General features: G+C 40.4%; 18 protein-coding genes and 4 tRNA genes. 5 read left to right on the top strand and 17 right to left on the bottom strand.

The window, feature by feature from the left end; genetic code table 11:
• Window positions 1–11 precede the first annotated feature (11 nt).
• The 14 genes from AC1M9A_RS08760 to tpiA form a co-directional block, all read right to left on the bottom strand.
• The gene (locus tag AC1M9A_RS08760; RefSeq protein ID WP_481610043.1) at window positions 12–482 is read right to left on the bottom strand and encodes a pilin; all 471 of its coding nucleotides are present in this window, start codon (window positions 480–482) and stop codon (window positions 12–14) included.
• Window positions 483–664: 182 nt separating this feature from the next.
• Window positions 665–1,225: a TPM domain-containing protein gene (locus AC1M9A_RS08755; protein WP_481610042.1), complete on the bottom strand. Its 561-nt coding sequence runs from the start codon at window positions 1,223–1,225 to the stop codon at window positions 665–667.
• Window positions 1,219–2,283, bottom strand: a complete 1,065-nt coding sequence (locus tag AC1M9A_RS08750; protein ID WP_481610041.1) for a TPM domain-containing protein — start codon at window positions 2,281–2,283, stop codon at window positions 1,219–1,221. Before AC1M9A_RS08750 ends, AC1M9A_RS08755 begins: the two co-directional genes overlap by 7 nt.
• Window positions 2,284–2,313: 30 nt before the next feature.
• Entirely contained in the window at window positions 2,314–2,904 is a 591-nt protein-coding gene (locus AC1M9A_RS08745) for a LemA family protein (protein ID WP_481610040.1), read from the bottom strand.
• A 151-nt stretch (window positions 2,905–3,055) separates the two neighbouring features.
• Window positions 3,056–3,460: a ribosome-binding factor A gene (locus AC1M9A_RS08740; protein ID WP_035266025.1), complete on the bottom strand. Its 405-nt coding sequence runs from the start codon at window positions 3,458–3,460 to the stop codon at window positions 3,056–3,058.
• Complete coding sequence (gene infB, locus AC1M9A_RS08735) at window positions 3,460–6,174, bottom strand: translation initiation factor IF-2 (RefSeq protein ID WP_481610039.1); 2,715 nt, start codon at window positions 6,172–6,174, stop codon at window positions 3,460–3,462. The genes AC1M9A_RS08740 and infB overlap by 1 nt, the downstream gene beginning before the upstream one ends.
• A gap of 14 nt (window positions 6,175–6,188) precedes the next feature.
• Window positions 6,189–7,673 (bottom strand): transcription termination factor NusA, encoded by a 1,485-nt coding sequence (nusA, locus tag AC1M9A_RS08730; RefSeq protein ID WP_035266021.1) that lies wholly within the window; start codon window positions 7,671–7,673, stop codon window positions 6,189–6,191.
• Window positions 7,674–7,712: 39 nt separating this feature from the next.
• Window positions 7,713–8,237, bottom strand: coding sequence for a ribosome maturation factor RimP (gene rimP, locus AC1M9A_RS08725; protein ID WP_035266019.1), 525 nt, complete (start codon window positions 8,235–8,237; stop codon window positions 7,713–7,715).
• A 202-nt stretch (window positions 8,238–8,439) separates the two neighbouring features.
• Window positions 8,440–8,516, bottom strand: a tRNA-Met gene (locus tag AC1M9A_RS08720).
• A 91-nt stretch (window positions 8,517–8,607) separates the two neighbouring features.
• A tRNA-Met gene (locus AC1M9A_RS08715) sits at window positions 8,608–8,684 on the bottom strand.
• A gap of 81 nt (window positions 8,685–8,765) precedes the next feature.
• Window positions 8,766–8,842 (bottom strand) — tRNA-Met (locus AC1M9A_RS08710).
• Between the two features lie 48 nt (window positions 8,843–8,890).
• Window positions 8,891–8,975, bottom strand: a tRNA-Leu gene (locus AC1M9A_RS08705).
• 53 nt (window positions 8,976–9,028) lie between these two features.
• Entirely contained in the window at window positions 9,029–9,358 is a 330-nt protein-coding gene (gene secG, locus AC1M9A_RS08700; protein WP_035266018.1) for a preprotein translocase subunit SecG, read from the bottom strand.
• A 13-nt stretch (window positions 9,359–9,371) separates the two neighbouring features.
• On the bottom strand, window positions 9,372–10,163 hold the full coding sequence (gene tpiA, locus AC1M9A_RS08695; protein WP_035266016.1) for a triose-phosphate isomerase: 792 nt from the start codon (window positions 10,161–10,163) through the stop codon (window positions 9,372–9,374).
• A gap of 261 nt (window positions 10,164–10,424) precedes the next feature.
• Here tpiA and pilB point away from each other — a divergent pair, with 261 nt between their 5' ends.
• Genes pilB through coaE form a run of 4 tightly spaced genes read left to right on the top strand, consistent with a single transcriptional unit; the run spans window position 10,425 to window position 14,885 of the window.
• Complete coding sequence (gene pilB, locus AC1M9A_RS08690; RefSeq protein ID WP_035266015.1) at window positions 10,425–12,134, top strand: type IV-A pilus assembly ATPase PilB; 1,710 nt, start codon at window positions 10,425–10,427, stop codon at window positions 12,132–12,134.
• 20 nt (window positions 12,135–12,154) lie between these two features.
• On the top strand, window positions 12,155–13,381 hold the full coding sequence (locus AC1M9A_RS08685; protein ID WP_481610038.1) for a type II secretion system F family protein: 1,227 nt from the start codon (window positions 12,155–12,157) through the stop codon (window positions 13,379–13,381).
• On the top strand, window positions 13,381–14,241 hold the full coding sequence (locus tag AC1M9A_RS08680; RefSeq protein WP_481592347.1) for a prepilin peptidase: 861 nt from the start codon (window positions 13,381–13,383) through the stop codon (window positions 14,239–14,241). Before AC1M9A_RS08685 ends, AC1M9A_RS08680 begins: the two co-directional genes overlap by 1 nt.
• 41 nt (window positions 14,242–14,282) lie before the next feature.
• On the top strand, window positions 14,283–14,885 hold the full coding sequence (coaE, locus tag AC1M9A_RS08675; protein WP_481592348.1) for a dephospho-CoA kinase: 603 nt from the start codon (window positions 14,283–14,285) through the stop codon (window positions 14,883–14,885).
• A gap of 16 nt (window positions 14,886–14,901) precedes the next feature.
• Here coaE and AC1M9A_RS08670 read toward each other — a convergent pair whose 3' ends face one another.
• The 3 genes from AC1M9A_RS08670 to ppnP all read right to left on the bottom strand — a co-directional run bounded on the left by AC1M9A_RS08670 (window position 14,902) and on the right by ppnP (window position 17,041).
• Window positions 14,902–15,828 (bottom strand): DMT family transporter, encoded by a 927-nt coding sequence (locus AC1M9A_RS08670; RefSeq protein ID WP_481610037.1) that lies wholly within the window; start codon window positions 15,826–15,828, stop codon window positions 14,902–14,904.
• A gap of 6 nt (window positions 15,829–15,834) precedes the next feature.
• The gene (gene rlmB, locus AC1M9A_RS08665; RefSeq protein WP_481610036.1) at window positions 15,835–16,581 is read right to left on the bottom strand and encodes a 23S rRNA (guanosine(2251)-2'-O)-methyltransferase RlmB; all 747 of its coding nucleotides are present in this window, start codon (window positions 16,579–16,581) and stop codon (window positions 15,835–15,837) included.
• Between the two features lie 136 nt (window positions 16,582–16,717).
• On the bottom strand, window positions 16,718–17,041 hold the full coding sequence (gene ppnP, locus AC1M9A_RS08660) for a pyrimidine/purine nucleoside phosphorylase (protein ID WP_092766653.1): 324 nt from the start codon (window positions 17,039–17,041) through the stop codon (window positions 16,718–16,720).
• A 316-nt stretch (window positions 17,042–17,357) separates the two neighbouring features.
• On the opposite strand from ppnP, the gene recN reads away from it, so the two are divergent.
• Window positions 17,358–19,025: a DNA repair protein RecN gene (recN, locus tag AC1M9A_RS08655; protein WP_481596159.1), complete on the top strand. Its 1,668-nt coding sequence runs from the start codon at window positions 17,358–17,360 to the stop codon at window positions 19,023–19,025.
• Window positions 19,026–19,064 lie beyond the last annotated feature (39 nt).

Genomic DNA, 19,064 nt, shown 5'->3' with positions numbered 1-19,064 from the left:
ATATTTAGCTATTAAGAAGCCTTGCAAGATGATGGTAAATATTTTTGATCAATTTTGTTTTCACCAGTAGATGTACAAGTCCAATCAGTTGAACCACCATTTTCAACAGAAGTAAGTACTAATTCTTTACCTTGAAGACCACTACTCACATCAGAGGTTTTGAATTGAGCAGTAATAGTACATACTGGAGCTTTACCATCAGCAGCAGCAGTTTTTTGTGCAACTGTCACACTTGCTACATATTTACTTGAGATATCTGCAGCTGCAGGAATACCATTATTTCCGTTGGTAGGACAAGTAGCCGTTTGACTCATAACTTCAATAACTGGAGTTTTTAAACCTGAGGCTAAACTAATTGCATCTGTAACTTGTGAACGTGCAATGTAATTTTGGTAAGCAGGAATCGCAATCGCAGCAAGAATACCGATAATGGCAACAACAATCATTAACTCGATTAAAGTAAAACCTTTTTGAGCGTTCATAACATCTCTCCTAATTTTTTAAGTTCAAAGTTAACAACCTATCCCCAAAATAGATTTTGTTGTTGCTAACTAACTGATGCTATTTTCGTATAACGCTTCAAGATTGCCAATAAATAATTTTCAAATTTATTTTTAATGTTAATTTATGTAAAAAAGTGACATTTTTTGTCACTTTTCTTAACTCAACTTAAAATAATTGGCTGATTACTGAGCTCATTTTCCAAATCTTGCACTTTATCATCGTAAAAACGATTCAAAATTCCCCCGACTTCCATTACGCCAACAATAACACCCTGTTTATAATTTTTATTTTTTAGCTCATTAATCATGTGATCACAGATTGCTTGCCAATCTTGTTGCGTTGTTGCCTTTTGAATTCCACGATCAATCACAATTTCAACTTTCTGCTCACATAGATTTAAATATATCAGTACACCACTATTAAATTCTGTATCCCATACACCTAATTCAGCAAAAAGTTGTTCGGCGCGCTGACGAGTATTCATTGAATAAGCCAAGGCACATGGAATATATCCCTCTATGACCACTTGGATCTCTCCAACATGACCTTGCTCCGCTTGTTTCACTGCCTCTGCAATCGCATTTTGATCCATTTTGGAAAAATAACGTTTAGACGCAGGCAAATAACAAAAGTGCCTAATCCAGCGCTTGAAGCTCGGTTGAGATGCTTGTTGCAACTTAGGTTCAGTGATAATTTCTGTCGTTTCAGTTTTTGTTACCATGAGCCTGACGCACCTCCCCCACCAAAGCCACCACCACCACCACTAAATCCACCACCGCCAAATCCGCCTCGACCGCCACCGCCGCCGCGTCCTCCGCCAGATAAAAATGCATGGAAAATCAACTGTGCGATTGATGTAAATAATAAAAAGAAAATTCCAATACCCACAATTAAGCTGATTAAAATCCCTGAACCATAAATCATACTCGCAGCAAAAGCAGTAACACCCGCGACCGAAGCACTTAAACGATTACCAATAATAAAAGAACCAATCACACCAGCGATTAAAATAAATAATACCGTGTTAAATGTCTTTTCCTTTGCATATTGCGCTTTTAAGGCTTGTTCTTGTCTAAGTTTCAGTTCTTCAGCAGCTTGCTGGGCAATTTCCGGATCAAGGTTAACGATTCGTTCTATTTCTCTGACCCCTGCAATTAAACCCTGTCCAAATTGATTGACTTTAAAATAAGGGGTGATTTGTTCGCGAATGATTCGACTCGCAACGATATCTGGAATCACACCTTCCAATCCATAACCTGTTGCGATATGTAATCTTCGATCATTAATCGCCACTGCGATTAATAAACCATTATCTTGTTGAGCAGAACCTAACCCCCAAGTCTGTGCAGTCCGCATTGCAAAATCAAAGATACCTTCCTGACCAGTTGTCGGAACAATGACGATCCCAATTTGAGCCTTACCCTCGTTATATAGACCGCGAATTATTGTATCGAGTTCTGACTTTTCTTGAGGAGAAAGTATATTCGCCTGATCTATCACAGGTTCGTTTAATGTAGGGAGTTGACGTTGTGTGTCTCCTTCCTGCATATCATTTGAAACAGTAACAGGAGGTACTGGAGTTGGTTTATTTTGCTGAGCACTTGATGATGGATTTGTTGAATTGGGTTGAATCACTTTTCCCAGCACAATCGCGTCAGACTCATGATCTACTGCTGTTGCAGTTTCTGCATGAACCATTTGCAATGTACAGGTCATCGTAAAGACAAATAGCCATGAAATCAATTTCATACTATTTTGTCTAAGATGCTGAGTTCTCATGCTCATATTCATCAACTTATAATCATTGATTTAATCAAAAGAAACATTAGGTGCCTTTTGTGCACTCGCTTCAGCACTAAAGTTTTCTTTTGCATCCATGCCAATGACTTTCGCAGTTACGACTTGTGGGAATTGACGAACATAGGTGTTGTAATCTTGGACGGTAGAAATATAGCGATTACGCGCAACTGCTATACGGTTTTCTGTACCCTCTAATTGTACCTGCAAATCACGGAATTGCTCATTCGCTTTAAGATCTGGATAGTTTTCAGTCACTGCCAGCAAACGTGATAATGCACTTGTCATTTGCGATTGCGCTTCTTGATAACGCTTGAATAGTTCAGGATTTTCAAGGACTTCTTTATCAACTTTGAGCCCTGCAACATTTGCACGTGCCTCTGTGACTTCAGTTAAAACTTGTTCTTCATGTTTTGCATATCCTTTAACTACATTCACCAAATTCGGAACAAGGTCTGCTCGACGCTGGTATTGGTTTTGTACCTCAGACCATGATGCAGTCACGGCTTCATCTTTCGCTTGAAGTGTATTGTACCCACAACCTGTGATAAGCAAGGTACTTGATAATGCGAGCACAACAGCTGATTTTTTTAAAATTTGCATGACATCAACCTCATTATTTATTTGTATTTGTTTAATTAAAAATATTGTATACGCAAATTCAAAATTGAATGTAGCATTTATTTTATGGCTTTAATTTATATAAAAACATTAAGATAAAAAAAGCCACCCTAAGGTGGCTTTTTGTTTGAAATTACTCTTCGTCTTTTTTATCGTCAGCTGGAGGTAAGTCCTTCACAGCTTCAGCAATTAGACCAAACATGTAGTTTCCGTATGCATTAGTTTTATCATAATGGAAACGTAAACGAGGTGTGATACGTGTCTTAATACGACGACTCAGCTCATGGCGCAGAAAACCTGATGCTTTATTTAAAACATCTAGAGTATCTTTATTTGCTGCTTCACTTTGCTCATCACCAAGTTCACGCCCCATGACAGTAACATAAACTTCAGCATAGCCTAAATCTGGGCTCACTTTCACCGCTGAGATGGTCACAAGACCACCTAAGCGTGGATCTTTCAGCTCCTGACGGATGAGTTCAGACAATTCTCGCTGAACCGTGTCCGCCATACGCTTAAGACGTTGACTACCCGCCATTAAAGACTCCGTTTAATTAATTGAACATCATAGACTTCGATTTTATCGAGCACTTTGATGTCTTTATAGCCTTTGACCGCAAGACCACATTCCATGCCAGCACGAACCTCTTCAACCACTTCTTTATAACGGCGAAGTGATTCAAGTTCACCTTGGAACACGACCACGTCATCACGTAAGACACGAATTGGTTTATTACGGTGTAATAAGCCCTCAAGAACCATACAACCTGCTGCAGCACCAAACTTACTCGAGTGGAATACTTCACGTACTTCAGCCACACCAAGAATTGTTTCACGATGTTCTGGTGCAAGCTTACCACTCATTGCATCTTTCACATCATCAATCAATTGGTAAATGATTGAGTAGTAACGGATGTCGATACCATCTGCGTCAGCTTTTTGGCGTGCTGTATTGTCTGCACGAACGTTAAAGCCTAATAAGAATGCTTCTGAAGATTCTGCAAGTGTCACATCAGACTCAGTGATCGCACCAACACCTGAACCAATGACACGCACTTTCACTTCATCAGTTGAAAGTTCAGCCAATGCAACATGAAGCGCTTCCAATGTACCGCGAACATCTGTCTTCAGAACAACATTCACAATCGGCACGTCTTTTTTGCCCATTGAAGCCATTAAGTTTTCAAGACGCATTGCAGATTGACGCTCTAAACGTTTTTGACGTTCACGATCCATACGCGCATCAGCCACTTCACGTGCTTTCTTCTCATCATTTACAACAAGAACTTCATCACCCGCCATTGGCGCTTCTGGAAGACCTAAGATCTCAACTGGAATCGATGGACCTGCAGATTTAATACGTTGCCCATTTTCATCAGTCATCGCACGTACACGACCGTAAGATGCACCAGCTAGAACAAGGTCACCTACTTTTAATGTACCATTTTGAACAAGAATTGAAGTAACCGCACCACGGCCTTTATCAACACGCGCTTCGATTACAACACCTTGTGCCGCACCTTCTTCAGAAGCTTTAAGCTCTAGAAGTTCAGATTGAATCAAGATCAAGTCAAGAAGTTCATCAATACCTGCACCGGTGTGCGCAGAAACCATCGCGACAGGGACATCACCACCCCATTGCTCAGGCACGATTTCTTTAGTTGTCAATTCATTCAATACGCGATCTGGATCAGCAGATTCTTTATCCATCTTGTTGATTGCGACAATGATTGGCGTACCTGCTGCACGAGCATGGTCAATCGCTTCCGCTGTTTGTGGCATAACACCATCATCAGCTGCGACCACCAATACAACGATATCAGTTGCTTTCGCACCACGTGAACGCATCGCAGTAAATGCTGCGTGTCCCGGAGTATCTAAGAAAGTGATAATACCTTTATCCGTTGTAACGTGATAAGCACCGATATGCTGTGTAATACCGCCCGCTTCACCTTGCGCTACTTTCGCACGACGAATACGATCAAGAAGCGATGTCTTACCATGGTCAACGTGACCCATGATAGTAACCACTGGTGGCCGCGTTGTTTGTGCACCACGTGCTTCTTCAGCCGCTTCAAGCAAGTTATCTTCCGCTTGAGTATCTGATACTAGAACTGGGTTATGACCCATTTCTTCAACCACTAGAACTGCTGTATCTTGGTCGATTGATTGGTTTTGAGTGACAAGCTCACCCATTTTCATGAGTGTTTTAATCACTTCACGAACCTTAATCGCCATTTTTGCAGCAAGGTCAGCAACAACAATAGTTGCACCGATTTCAACATCATAAACTTGCTTTTTAACTGGCTTCTCGAAACCATGTTTATTAGCTTGGCTTGATTTCAAACCACGTTTATGAGAGTTGTCACGGAAAGACTGCTCTTCTTGACCACGACGACCGCCTTTCTTAGGAGAACGCGCACCTGGTGTGTTATTACCACGCTTAATGTCACGGTCTTCTTTCGCAAATGAATCTTCGTATGCTTGACCAACAAGACCAGCAGCCAATGGAGAATCATCGACCACACGAATCGTTGCAGTTGCATCTTCATTAGAGTACTTAGAAGCCATCTGACGCATTTGTTCAAGCGTACGTTGTTGTGCTTCTTCAGCTGCTTTACGACGTGCTGCTTCTTCGACTGCTTTTAATTTAGCAGCTTCAGCTTCACGTGCTTTTTTCTGTTCTGCAGTTTCAGTTGGCTTACTTGCTTGTTTAACAATCGGTTTATTTGTTGACTTGCGCTTAACCACAACCGCAGCTTTAGCAACTTCTTGCTTCTCACTCGATTGTTTCGCTGCAGCACGCATTGCATCTAAGTTCGCTTTCGCTTTACTTACTGCAGGTTGCGCTTTCTCTTCAGCTTGAGCTGGTTTAACTTCAACTTTTTGCTGTGCCTTTGCTTCAGTTTCAGCTTTTGCTTTTGCCAATGCTTCAGCTTTAATTTGTTCAGGATCTGGCTTAGTGAACGTATGCTTCTTACGAACTTCTACGTTAATAGTTTTAGCTTTACCTGATGTACTTGCTACTTTTGCAGTACTCGTAGTTTTACGTTTCAACGTGATTTTTCCTGCGCTGCCGCTGTCTTGCCCATGCGCTTTTTTCAAATGAGCGACTAAACGGTCTTGCTGTTCTACTGAGATTGTGTCTTCTGCCTTAGATTGAGGCAACCCAGCATCTCGCACCTGATCTAATAGTTTTTCAACTGGAAGACCTACGCTGACTGCTAACTCTTTAATTGACTTATCCGTCATGTATGACCTCCTCGTTAATTAAACCATGATTCACGTGCTTTCATGATCAATTGACCTGCTTTCTCAGCACCTAAACCTTCGATATCAGAGATATCATCAGTTGCCTGATCTGCTAAATCATCTACTGTGATTACACCGCGAGCCGCTAATGCATAAGCAAGCTCTGAACTCATTCCTTCCATCGCTAGAAGCTCTTCGCTCGGTTCTTGAATATTTTCTTGCTCTTTCAGTGCATCTGCTAATGCAACTTCTTTCGCACGGCTTTGTAAAAGCTCAACCGTTTCTGCATCCAATTCGATTTCATCAAATGTTTCAGCTGGAACGTAAGCAATCTCTTCAAGTGAAGTAAAGCCCATTTCTACCAATGCCATCGCAAGGTCTTCTTCAATATCAAGACGACCTACAAACATATCGAGATATTGCTGTGCTTCATTTTGTTGACGAGCACGGTACTCTTCTTCAAGCATCATATTGAGCTTGTAACCAGTTAACTCAGAAGCTAAACGTACGTTTTGACCTTGAGAACCAATTGCACGCGCCAATTGATCGCTTGTAGCAAAAATAATATCTGCTGTGCGTTCTTCTTCATCAATCACAATACCCGATACATCTGCTGGCTCTAAAGCACTTGCGATATATTGAGCTGGATCATCTGACCAAACTACAACATCAATACGCTCACCGTTCAATTCTTGCTGTACAGCTTGGATACGTGTTCCACGCATACCAATACATGCACCAACTGGATCAATACGATGATCGTTCGTTTTCACTGCAATTTTAGCACGAACACCCGGTTGACGTGCAGCAGCTTTAATTTCGATGATTTCTTCAGAAATTTCTGGAATTTCTTTTTTCATCAATGCCATTAACATTTCTGGCTTAGCACGAGAAAGTTGTAGCTGCGCACCACGACCTTCACGGTTTACGTTAAATAAAATCGCATTTACACGCTGTTTAGGACGTAAAATTTCTTTTGCGATCATTTCTTCACGTGCAAGATATGCTTCCGCATTCTCACCGAGGTCAATAATGAAACCATCTTTAGTTTGTTTCTTTACTTCACCGTAAATTAACTCACCAACTTTAGATTCATATGCATCTGCAATAAGCGCACGTTCAGCTTCACGAATTTTCTGAACAATAACTTGCTTCGCGATTTGAGCTGCAATACGACCAAATTCAATTGATTCTACTTCAAGCTCACGCACATCACCGATTGACCATTTCGCTGGGTCCACATCAGAAATCGCGTCTTGGCATGCAGGCATTTCATGATCTTCATCTGCTACTACAGTCCATTGACGGAAAGTACGGTATTCACCAGTCTTACGATCGATTTCAACGCGCAACTGTGCTTCTTCAGAATTTGTGCCTTCGTAGAATTTTTTCTTCGTTGCAGCAACTAGAGCTTGCTCGAGCGCTTCGAAAATCGCTTCACGACTAACACCTTTTTCATTACTAACCGTCTCAGCAACGGTAAGAATTTCACGGCCCATAAGTCACCTACTATTCAAATTCTTTTAGTTAAGATTAATTTAGTCTTGGTAGATCAAGTTGGCCTTATCGATATTGTGACTATCGATCTCGAGCACTTGTTGCTTTTCAACTTCAACTTGGATCATTTCATTTTCTACATCTACAGCAACCAGTTTCGCTTGGAATTTACGGCGGTTATCCACTGCAGAAATCAAACGTAAAGCAACTTGTTGACCAATATATGCTTGCATCTGTTCAAGTTTAAAGAAAGTACGATCCCAACCTGGAGATGACACTTCTAATGCATATTCACCAGAAATTGGATCATGAACATCGAGGATTGCACCAACTTGTTGGGTAACACGTACACAATCTTGCACACCCACACCACGACCAAGATCAATTTCACCGTCTTCGGAAATAACAGGTTCTTTGTTTGGATCTTCAGGCTTGTCAATGTAGATACGTACTAGCGAACGCTTACCCTGAGGTGTAAATTCTAAACCCCATAGTTCAACATCGCATGCCTCAACAGCGGGTGCGATCAGTTCATACAATGCTTGGGTTTTATTTGATAACTTCATTTACTCTCGTCATTTATGTGCGATTCAATCGGCCAACAGACCGACACAGACTAACTATAGTGATAGTATGATTATTTGACCAATTGATGTCCACACTACACGATAGATAACAAAAAAGGGCGCATTCGCCCCCATTATTGCACAGAAAAGCAATGCCCACTGTGCAAAAAGGCCCACCTAGTTGTGAGCCTCTTTAGAAACTTGGTAGCGGGAGCTGGATTTGAACCAACGACCTTCGGGTTATGAGCCCGACGAGCTACCAGACTGCTCCATCCCGCATCAACGTGCAAAATTATATCTAAATTTGAATCATTTTTCAATCAGAAAAACTTTCTAATTAGACTTGATTAAGTTGCACCTTAATCAAAAGTGGTAGCGGGAGCTGGATTTGAACCAACGACCTTCGGGTTATGAGCCCGACGAGCTACCAGACTGCTCCATCCCGCATCAACGTGCAAAAAGTATATCTCAACTCAAACTTTGTTTAAGTTGCCTATTTTAAGTTTGCATCTTAATTATAGGATTGATTGGTAGCGGGAGCTGGATTTGAACCAACGACCTTCGGGTTATGAGCCCGACGAGCTACCAGACTGCTCCATCCCGCATCAACAGATTTTGCTGCAAACACCAACTTAAACTTCTGGATTATAAGTTGGTGCGGAAGGGGGGACTTGAACCCCCACGCCCGAAAGCACTACCACCTCAAGGTAGCGTGTCTACCAATTCCACCACCACCGCAGCTGTGACGCATTCTAGTGGTTTCAATGAAAAATTGAAAGCGAAATATTCAATTATTCAGCTGGTTTTGGTGCAGTTGATGAAGTTTCAGGCGATTTTTGATCAACTTGCTCAGTTGTGTTAATCGTTTTCAAACCATAAGCATCTGTCGTTTGCTGCTTCGCAAAGTAAGCCAAGCTAATACTTGTGATAAAGAATAAAGCAGTAAGTATCCCGGTTAAACGAGTTAAGAAGTTACCAGAACCAGAAGCGCCGAATACAGTCGCTGCACCGCCACCGCCAAAAGACGCACCTGCATCTGCACCTTTACCATGCTGTACTAGAATTAAAATAATCATCAATAACGCTAAAATGATGTGTAGCACCAGTACAAAAGATTGCATGATGAACTCCTAATTATTTTGATTGGGCAAATGCTTGCGCAATTTGAACAAATGATTCTGCATTGAGTGATGCACCGCCTACGAGGGCACCATTGATATCAGGGCATGCTGCCAATTCAACAGCATTCTCAGGTTTTACACTACCACCATAAAGAATTGCTATGTTTTGACCTTCAGGTGTAATTTGACTCAATCCTTCACGAATTTTAGCATGCATTGCTTGTGCATCATCCGGGGAAGCTGTTTTACCAGTTCCAATTGCCCAAATTGGCTCGTAGGCGACGGTAATATGCACCCATTGCTCTGGATTCACAACACCTGCAATGTCACAAATTTGTTGTAACACCACTTGCTCAGCTTGCCCACTTTCACGCTGTTCAAGGCTTTCACCCACACAATAGATGATATGTAAGTTAGCAGCTAAAGCATTTTTTATTTTTTCATTAAGAATCGCAGGCGTGTCATTAAATATTTCACGACGTTCAGAATGTCCAATTAATACATAATCGACTTGGCTATCCTTTAAAAGATCTGCGCTAACTTCACCTGTAAATGCACCAGTACCCGCAATACGTGATACATCTTGAGCGACCACAAACACTTCATGAGCATCTGTTGCAAGTTCATTTTTTACTTGGAGTAAAGCCAATAAAGTTGGCGCAACACCAATTTTACAAACATCATGAGCGATTGAAGCTTGCTCAAGCTGTTGTTTCAAATCAGCTAAAAGCTGTTGCGTGTTAGCCTGCATTGGGTTCATTTTCCAATTGCCTACAACCCACGGAGTAATTGTCGAACCCGACATAGATCTAACCTTCTATCAAAAATGCGCACATTCTACACGGATTTTAAAAAATTAACGTAAAAATTCAATGGATACAGATTCAGCACCTAGAATTCTTTAAAAAAAGACAACATAAGACACAATACCCAACAGAATAAGTGAAAAAATTCAATTTTTTCATAGTTTTCGGATAATATTAATGATTTTAAGTATAGAATTTTCTACTTATAACCGTATAATTTTAATATTCGAATTATAAAATGAATTTAAGGCGTATTGGGGATGACTTTAGATCAAAGTGGGCCAAAATTTTCTGGGTTAAGTCGTCGTTTGGTTGATGAAGGCATTTTGACCTCCCAGCAAATGCAAAATGCTATTATTAATTCAAAAAAATCTCATCAAAAATTAGTACCTTACCTCGTTGAACATCTCAAAATACGAGCAAATACGATTGCTGAAATGGTTGCTCAAGAGTTTGGGGAGCCATTGTTCGATTTAGATGCATATAATGTTGAGTTACTACCCAAAGATATCGTTGCAGAAAATCTTGTTACAAAACATTTAATCTTACCTTTATATCAACGAGGTATATCTTTATTTGTAGCGACGAGTGATCCTACAGATATCGAAGCATTGGAAGCAATTCGATTTAATAGTAAATTAAACGTCGTTCCTATTACTGTAGAACATAATAAACTTGAAAAACTGATCGAAAAGCATTTTTCTGAAAATGAGAATTTCAATTTCGGTGATGAAGATCTTGACGTTAACGTGGTCGAGAACGATACACCGCAAAATAATAACGATGATGGTCCTTCAGGTGATGATTCCCCGATTGTTAAGTACATCAACAAGCTTTTGGTTGACGCCATTCGCATGGGTGCATCAGATTTACACTTCGAACCTTATGAAAAAACGTACCGAGTTCGATACCGCGTTGATGGTGTTTTAAGAACTATTGCAAATCCACCATTGCAACTCGCGAATCGATTAGCTTCACGCTTGAAAGTTATGTCTCAAATGGATATTTCAGAAAAGCGTATTCCGCAAGATGGCCGTATTAAGCTTAAATTATCTCGTACTAAAGCGATTGATTTTCGTGTTAACTCATTGCCAACCTTATTTGGTGAAAAAATCGTATTACGTATTTTGGATCCGTCTAGTGCAATGCTTGGTATTGATGCATTAGGTTATGAAGAAGATCAGAAAGCTTTATTTCTTGAGGCACTTGAGAAGCCTCAAGGCATGTTACTGATTACGGGTCCAACAGGTTCTGGTAAAACAGTATCGCTTTATACAGGATTGAATATTTTAAATACTGAAAATGCCAACATCTCTACAGCAGAAGATCCCGTAGAAATTAACTTAGAAGGCATTAATCAGGTCAACGTCAACTATAAAGTGGGCTTAAGCTTCTCAGTCGCATTAAAATCATTCCTTCGTCAAGATCCTGATATTATTATGGTCGGGGAGATTCGAGATCTCGAAACAGCTGAAATTGCAATTAAGGCAGCACAAACAGGCCACATGGTGATGTCTACACTTCATACCAATAGTGCTCCTGAAACCTTAACCCGTTTGCGCAATATGGGGGTTCCCTCTTTTAATATTGCAACTTCGGTGAATCTCGTCATTGCTCAACGACTTGCTAGACGACTGTGTGTGCACTGTAAAGTACCTGCTGATATTCCTAAACCAAGTTTGTTAGAAATGGGATTCACAGAACAGGATTTAGCAGATCCAGATTTTAAAATTTATCAACCTGTCGGTTGTCCTGAGTGCCGTGATGGTTATAAAGGACGTGTCGGTATTTATGAAGTCATGAAAGTGACACCTGAAATTTCGAAGATTATTATGGATGATGGCAATGCATTAGAGATTGCAGCTGCATCTGAAAGACTAGGGTTTAAGAATCTTCGACGTTCGGGCTTAATTAAGGTCATGAACGGACTCACTTCTTTACAAGAAGTGAATCGTGTGACCAGTGAATAATTAAAAATAAGGAAATCATTATGGCGGTGAAAAAAGCACAGATGATGCCAACGTTTGTATATGACGGCGTGGATCGCAAGGGTACCAAAGTTAAAGGTGAAATGCCTGCGCGTAATATTCAACTTGCAAAAGTCATGCTCCGCAAACAAGGCATTACGGTGCGTAGTATCCGCGAGAAGCGCAAGAATATTCTTGAAGGCTTAATGAAGAAGAAAGTGTCTACTTTGGACATCACCATCTTTACGCGTCAGCTTGCCACCATGATGAAAGCAGGTGTACCACTTGTTCAAAGCTTTGAAATTGTTGCAGAAGGCTTAGATAATCCTGCAATGCGTGAAGTGGTTTTGGGTATTAAAACTGAGGTCGAAGGTGGTAATACTTTTGCAGGTGCACTACGCAAATATCCTCAGCATTTTGATCAGTTATTCTGCTCATTGGTAGAATCAGGTGAGCAATCAGGTGCGCTTGAAACCATGCTCGATCGAGTTGCGATTTATAAAGAAAAAAGTGAAGTTCTCAAACAAAAAATTAAAAAAGCGATGAAGTATCCAATTACTGTCATTGTGGTTGCAATTATTGTGACCATTATTTTGATGGTCAAAGTGGTTCCTGTCTTCTCTGAGATGTTTAGCTCATTTGGCGCAGACTTACCTGCGTTCACGCAACTCGTAGTGGCAATGTCTGAGTGGGTGCAAAAATATTGGTTTATTTTAATTATTGGTATCGCGCTGACCATTATCGGCTTTATTGAAGCCAAAAAACGTAGTCAAAAAATTGCGGATGCATTAGATCGCACGGCTTTAAGGCTGCCTATTTTTGGTGATTTGGTTTATAAAGCAATTATCGCACGTTATAGCCGTACACTTTCAACCACATTTGCTGCCGGCGTCCCTTTAATCGATGCACTCCAATCAACAGCTGGCGCAACGAATAACGTGGTATACGAGCAAGCAGTTATGCGTATTCGTGACGACGTTGCGACTGGTCAACAACTTCATTTCGCTATGCGCTCGACCAATTTATTCCCATCTATGGCTGTGCAAATGGTAGCGATTGGTGAAGAATCGGGTTCACTCGATGCTATGCTAGATAAGGTTGCAACCCATTATGAAAGTGAAGTCGACAATGCTGTCGATGGCTTAACCTCCATGATGGAGCCTTTGATTATGGCCATTCTAGGTGTCTTGGTCGGCGGCTTAGTCATCGCAATGTATCTTCCAATTTTTCAAATGGGTTCTGTGGTGTAATGAACGAAATAATTGCGTATTTAATTCAATCGCCTACAGCACTCTATTTAACTGTAGGAATCATCAGCTTATGTGTCGGCAGTTTTTTAAATGTTGTCATTTACCGCACACCTAAAATGATGGAGCAAGAATGGCGTCAAGACTGTCAGATGTTTTTACATCCCGACCAAGCCATAATTGATGAAGATAAACTCACGCTAAGTAAACCTGCATCGACCTGCCCAAAATGTAAAACACCTATTCGTTGGTATCAAAATATCCCAGTGATAAGTTGGTTATTTTTACGTGGAAAATGTGGTGAATGTGAAAATCCGATCAGCATTCGTTATCCACTAGTAGAAGTTTTAACTGCTGTTTGCTCATTAGTGGTCGTCGCGGTATTTGGTCCAAGCCTACAAATGCTTTTTGGCTTAATTTTAACGTGGACACTGATCGCACTCACATTCATCGACTTCGATACACAACTTTTACCCGATCGATATACTCTCCCCTTGGCTGCACTTGGTTTAGCGGTAAATAGCTATGCACTCTACACCTCACCTACCTCCGCAATTTGGGGATATTTGATTGGTTTCCTCTGTTTATGGGTGGTGTACTATTTATTTAAAATCGTGACAGGCAAAGAAGGAATGGGATATGGCGACTTCAAATTACTGGCCGCGCTTGGTGCATGGATGGGTCCATTTTTATTACCGCTCATTGTCCTACTTTCATCCTTAGTCGGTGCAATCATCGGCATCATTTTGATGAAAGTCAAAAAAGAAAATCAGCCCTTTGCTTTTGGACCTTACATTGCGATTGCTGGATGGATTGCATTCTTATGGGGTAACGAAATTATGAAGGTTTATTTAGGGGGTTAAGCTAAAATAAGCCCCATTATGATAATTACAAGGTTTTTTACATGCGCTTTATTTTGGGCTTAACAGGTGGTATTGGTAGTGGAAAAACGGCTGCAAGTCAGTGGTTTGAAAAACAAGGTATTACTGTTGTTGATGCAGATATCGTAGCACGTGAAGTGGTTGAAATTGGAAAACCTGCACTACAAAAAATTAAAGATCATTTTGGGGATTGGGTGCTATTGGAAGATGGCGCACTCGACCGCAGAGCGTTAAGAGACCATATTTTTAAACATCCTGAAGCTAGAAAGATATTAGAAAATATTACGCATCCTGCAATTCGCCTATCGATTATTGAACAACTACAACGGGCGACCAGTCCTTATGCCATTTTAGTTTCCCCACTCTTATTTGAAACCAATCAACACCAACTTACTCAACGTACTTTACTGATCGATGCATCCACAGAATTACAAATCTTGCGTGCTTCGCAACGTGATCATCAAGACATTGAGCAAATTAAAAAAATAATGAGTGCGCAAATGTCTCGTGAAGAAAAATTAAAACGTGCAGACGATGTTGTTATTAATGATGGTGAACTTGATCATCTCTATCAACAACTCGCAGTAAAACACCAATATTATCTCGATATTGCACAACAAGCTTAGATTTTAAAAAAGCAGTCTAAGAAGACTGCTTTTTTTGTTGCTCAAGTTTTTGGCTTAGTGCATCTTGGCGACCCAGCCATCGCCATGGTTGTAATGCGCCTATCGCCATACCCAACAACCCAGATAACATCGCAATACTTAAAGGTTCATTTAACAAAGGCACTGCCAAAATTGCAGCTAAAAAAGGCGCTAAATTGGTAATGCTCCCTGCTTTAAAAGCCCCGAGTCTTTTAATCGCTTCCACATAAGTTAAAGTTGCAATAATGACCACGAATATGCCATGAAATATTGTCTGAAACAGTAAATGCTGAGGCTCAGGAGTACTAAGATCTTTGGGTAAAAATAACACGTAAATGGGTACATAAATCACGGCTGACCAGATGGCAACTCCACACATCGCCTGCCATGCACTCACTTGGAATTTACGCAGTAATACGGTAAATATTGCCCAAAAAATGGCGCTCAAGAAGAATAATCCATCACCAGCACCAAAAGGAATGCCTGATTCACGATACATCAGGAGACTCATAATACCGAGCACGGTGATCATAATGAGCAAACTTGCCCATGTATGACGATCAAAAGCCTGTTTCATCAATATAAAAGCCACGATGGCAGTACAAATAGGAATACAACCATTGAGAAAAATTGCAGCATGCGCAGTCGGTGCATAGTGAAATGCGCTATAAGCCAACAAACAATAGATCACACCACCAATCATTGCCAAAATAAATGGTTCTTTTTTAAGTAAAAAAGAGGCTTCTCTACGATAAAGTAAAATCGGCATTAAGATCAAAAAAGCCAGTGAAAAACGCAGTGCCACAATGTCCCACGTATTGATGTGCCATAGCGCATTTAATCGTGCAGTGAGGGTAAATCCCCCCCAGATGCACATGGTAGTAATAAGAAAAAAATAGCCTTGGGCTCGATCTGAAAGTGCCATCTCAAATTAGGCTTGACGTTGTCTACACGCTTCGTAAAGTGCCATGCCTGTCGCCACACTCACATTCAAACTTTGTAAATTTCCACTCATTGGAATATAAACTTTTTGATCGCATTGCGCCTGAGTAATCGGTCTTAAACCAGTATCTTCAGCACCCATAATCACTGCGACAGGACCAGTCAAATTACATTCGTGAATAGGTAGAGCATGCTCATCTAACATCGTACCAATCACTCGAACATTAAAATCATCTTTAATTTTGGCTAAAGTACGAGCCAAATTCGTCACTTGAATAAATTTAACTTTCTCTGCACCACCAGCAGCAACCTTACGAGCCGTTGGTGTTAAGCTTGCAGAACGATCACGTGGAACAACGACCGCATGCACACCCATGGCTGCTGCAGTTCGAATACATGCACCCAAATTATGCGGATCCGTCACTTGATCAAGCGCCAGTAAAAAAACATTGTCTGTACTTTTGATTAATTGCTCAAGATCATTTTCATTCAGCGTTGGATGAGGACGAACTGCAGCAACGACACCTTGGTGAAAAGGTTGTCCAGCCAGTTTTTCAAGGCTGTCTCGGCTCGCTTTTTGAATACTAATTCCGAAAGGTTCAGCCAACTCAAAAATACGTTTTAAACGTTGATCTTCACGACCTTTTAGTGCAAATAGAGTCAAAACGCGTTCAGGTTCTAACTCCAACAATGACTCCACAGAATGAACGCCATAATAATATTCGGGTTTAGCCATGAACGACCTCAACTCACTAAGACAATACAATAATATAGAAAAGAAAAATCCCGCAAAGCCAACTTTACAGGATTTTATATAGCGAATAGTTTAACCGATTTGACCATTGAATGTTGGTCAAATTTTTTTTTGGTAATTAACCTTCGAAATGACAAACGTAGTCTAATACGTCATCTGTTTCGATTTTGAAACGGCTCTCACCAGGCACGTAAAACGACTGCCCTGCACGGAAAAGCTCATGTTCTTCATTGTCTGCAATTGTGACACGACATTCACCAGAAATAATTTCCATACGCTCTGGTACATGTGTTTCAAAAGTAAGCGGTTGTTCCGTCGGTAGAATAACCCCAAGTGTTTTTTTCGTACCGTCTTCAAATTGAACAGTGTGGCTAATACACGTCCCGCCAAAATAAACATTTGATTTTTTTACAACAGATACATGATCAAATTGTGATGACATGCGTATTCTCCAAATAATGCGCATTTTATAAATTTTAATTGCCGTAGTTTAATTGCGCTCGAGCAACTAATCAATCAGTGTTTTGCAATGGTTTTTATAAGCAACTTTTGTTCCCTATTGATGAAATTTAAAGATTTTTTTGATTTCTTCTATATATCTTTTGTACACAGGTAAAAGAATATATTCAGTCACTAGTAATCAACCTAATTTCAGTTAAAATGCAAACTAAAAGTTCTCATATTCAAATGTCGTGACTTGAGACTAAAACAAAATTTCTCTATCTTAGAATCCACACTTTCGCAGCTCGGATGCGTTTATGCTGACACACCTTAATCTGATCAACTTTGCTTTAGCCGATAACTTAGCCATTGATATTGATCAAGGTTTCAATGTTCTTACGGGTGAAACTGGTGCAGGTAAATCTTTATTACTCGATGCATTATCAGCATGTTTAGGCGAGCGTACTGATACGAATTACGTTCGTTATGGTTCAGATAAGGCTGATGTTACAGCCGTATTTAGTTATCAAGATCAAAGTCCTGAAGCTGAATGGTTAAGCACTCATGAGCTGGCAGATGAATCGGGTGAAATTCACCTAAGACGGGTAATCTTTGCTACAGGTCGTAGTAAAGCTTGGATCAATGGACGTCCAAGTAGTCTGTCAGAATTAAAGGAAATTGGCAGACTCTTAGTCCAACTTTACAGCCAACATAGTCAGCAACAATTGTTAGAACCGCCCTATCCAAAACATTGGTTAGATCGTTACAGCAACTTTGGTCAACATACGCTTGCTGTCAAAGACAGTTATAACGCATGGCAAAAAAATATCCGACAGCATCAAGCTGCGCTTGATGCACAGACCACCCGCCTTCAACGCATTGAGACACTTAATCTTCAATTAGAAGAATTAGAAGAAGTGGTTCGACTTGACTATAAAGAAATTGAACAAGAGTTCGATCGCTTAAGTCATCATGAACACATCATGCAAGATTGTAGTTATGCAATCAACGTTTTAGATGAGTCTGATCAAAATATCACTCAGGAAATTTCAAGTATTATTCGCAAGCTTGAATCTCATGCAGGTCGTAGTGATTTACTCTCTGAAATTTATAACTCATTATTAAATGCGCAAAGTGAACTCGATGATGCCAGCGCTAATTTAAAACAATTCATTGACCGTCAGAGTTTTGATCCTGAACGAATGGAAGAGTTAAACACACAACTGGAAATATTCCATCGTTTAGCGCGCAAATATCGAGTACAACCCGAAGATTTAAAATCAGAATACGAACATTGGCAGGCAGAGCTAGAACAATTACATCAGCTTGAAGATCCAGAGACTTTAGCTGAACAAGTTGAAATTTCGCATCAACAGTTTATAGAGAAAGCTCAATATCTAGATGATATCCGTCGTAAAGCAGCAGAACCCTTAGCCAAACTCTTAACAGAACAAGTCAAGCAACTGGCTTTACCAGAAGCTCATTTTGAATTCCGTTTTGATCCTCTGGAGCAACCTTCATCTGAAGGGTTTAGTTTTATTCAATTATTGTTCACAGCAAACAAAGGGATCCCACCTCAACCACTTGCGAAGGTTGCGTCTGGTGGTGAATTGTCACGTATTGCATTGGTCATGCAAGTCATGAATGCAGAGAAAACCGAAGCTGAAGTACTCGTTTTTGACGAAATTGATGTAGGTATCAGTGGTGGAACAGCTGAGATTGTCGGTCGCTTATTGGCTGGATTAGGTCAACATGTTCAAATTCTATGTATTACACATCAAGCCCAAGTTGCAGCGCAATCGGACCAACATTTGTTAGTGAAAAAACTGCAAACAGACCCTGCTAGCAGCACTATCGTTGAGCTTGATGAAGATCAACGGATATTAGAGCTTGCTCGTATGACTGGTGGTGTCGAAATTAGCGAGACCACCCTTCAACATGCTAAACAATTAAGACAATTAAAGTTTCAGGCCAGCACATCTTGATTATTTTAAAAGGATTGTTGAAAACCCATAAGTCTAGTA

The sequence above is a fragment of the Acinetobacter sp. ANC_7634 genome, assembly GCF_056779875.1.
The sequence above is the reverse complement of the archived record's forward strand: the minus strand, read 5'-3'. Positions and strand labels throughout refer to the sequence as shown.

Coding starts and splice junctions, on each gene's coding strand:
- AC1M9A_RS08760 (WP_481610043.1), bottom strand. CDS start 482: ATGAACGCTCAAAAAGGTTTTACTTTAATCGAGTTAATGATTGTTGTT.
- AC1M9A_RS08755 (WP_481610042.1), bottom strand. CDS start 1,225: ATGGTAACAAAAACTGAAACGACAGAAATTATCACTGAACCTAAGTTG.
- AC1M9A_RS08750 (WP_481610041.1), bottom strand. CDS start 2,283: ATGAGAACTCAGCATCTTAGACAAAATAGTATGAAATTGATTTCATGG.
- AC1M9A_RS08745 (WP_481610040.1), bottom strand. CDS start 2,904: ATGCAAATTTTAAAAAAATCAGCTGTTGTGCTCGCATTATCAAGTACC.
- AC1M9A_RS08740 (WP_035266025.1), bottom strand. CDS start 3,460: ATGGCGGGTAGTCAACGTCTTAAGCGTATGGCGGACACGGTTCAGCGA.
- infB (WP_481610039.1), bottom strand. CDS start 6,174: ATGACGGATAAGTCAATTAAAGAGTTAGCAGTCAGCGTAGGTCTTCCA.
- nusA (WP_035266021.1), bottom strand. CDS start 7,673: ATGGGCCGTGAAATTCTTACCGTTGCTGAGACGGTTAGTAATGAAAAA.
- rimP (WP_035266019.1), bottom strand. CDS start 8,237: ATGAAGTTATCAAATAAAACCCAAGCATTGTATGAACTGATCGCACCC.
- secG (WP_035266018.1), bottom strand. CDS start 9,358: ATGCAATCTTTTGTACTGGTGCTACACATCATTTTAGCGTTATTGATG.
- tpiA (WP_035266016.1), bottom strand. CDS start 10,163: ATGTCGGGTTCGACAATTACTCCGTGGGTTGTAGGCAATTGGAAAATG.
- pilB (WP_035266015.1), top strand. CDS start 10,425: ATGACTTTAGATCAAAGTGGGCCAAAATTTTCTGGGTTAAGTCGTCGT.
- AC1M9A_RS08685 (WP_481610038.1), top strand. CDS start 12,155: ATGGCGGTGAAAAAAGCACAGATGATGCCAACGTTTGTATATGACGGC.
- AC1M9A_RS08680 (WP_481592347.1), top strand. CDS start 13,381: ATGAACGAAATAATTGCGTATTTAATTCAATCGCCTACAGCACTCTAT.
- coaE (WP_481592348.1), top strand. CDS start 14,283: ATGCGCTTTATTTTGGGCTTAACAGGTGGTATTGGTAGTGGAAAAACG.
- AC1M9A_RS08670 (WP_481610037.1), bottom strand. CDS start 15,828: ATGGCACTTTCAGATCGAGCCCAAGGCTATTTTTTTCTTATTACTACC.
- rlmB (WP_481610036.1), bottom strand. CDS start 16,581: ATGGCTAAACCCGAATATTATTATGGCGTTCATTCTGTGGAGTCATTG.
- ppnP (WP_092766653.1), bottom strand. CDS start 17,041: ATGTCATCACAATTTGATCATGTATCTGTTGTAAAAAAATCAAATGTT.
- recN (WP_481596159.1), top strand. CDS start 17,358: ATGCTGACACACCTTAATCTGATCAACTTTGCTTTAGCCGATAACTTA.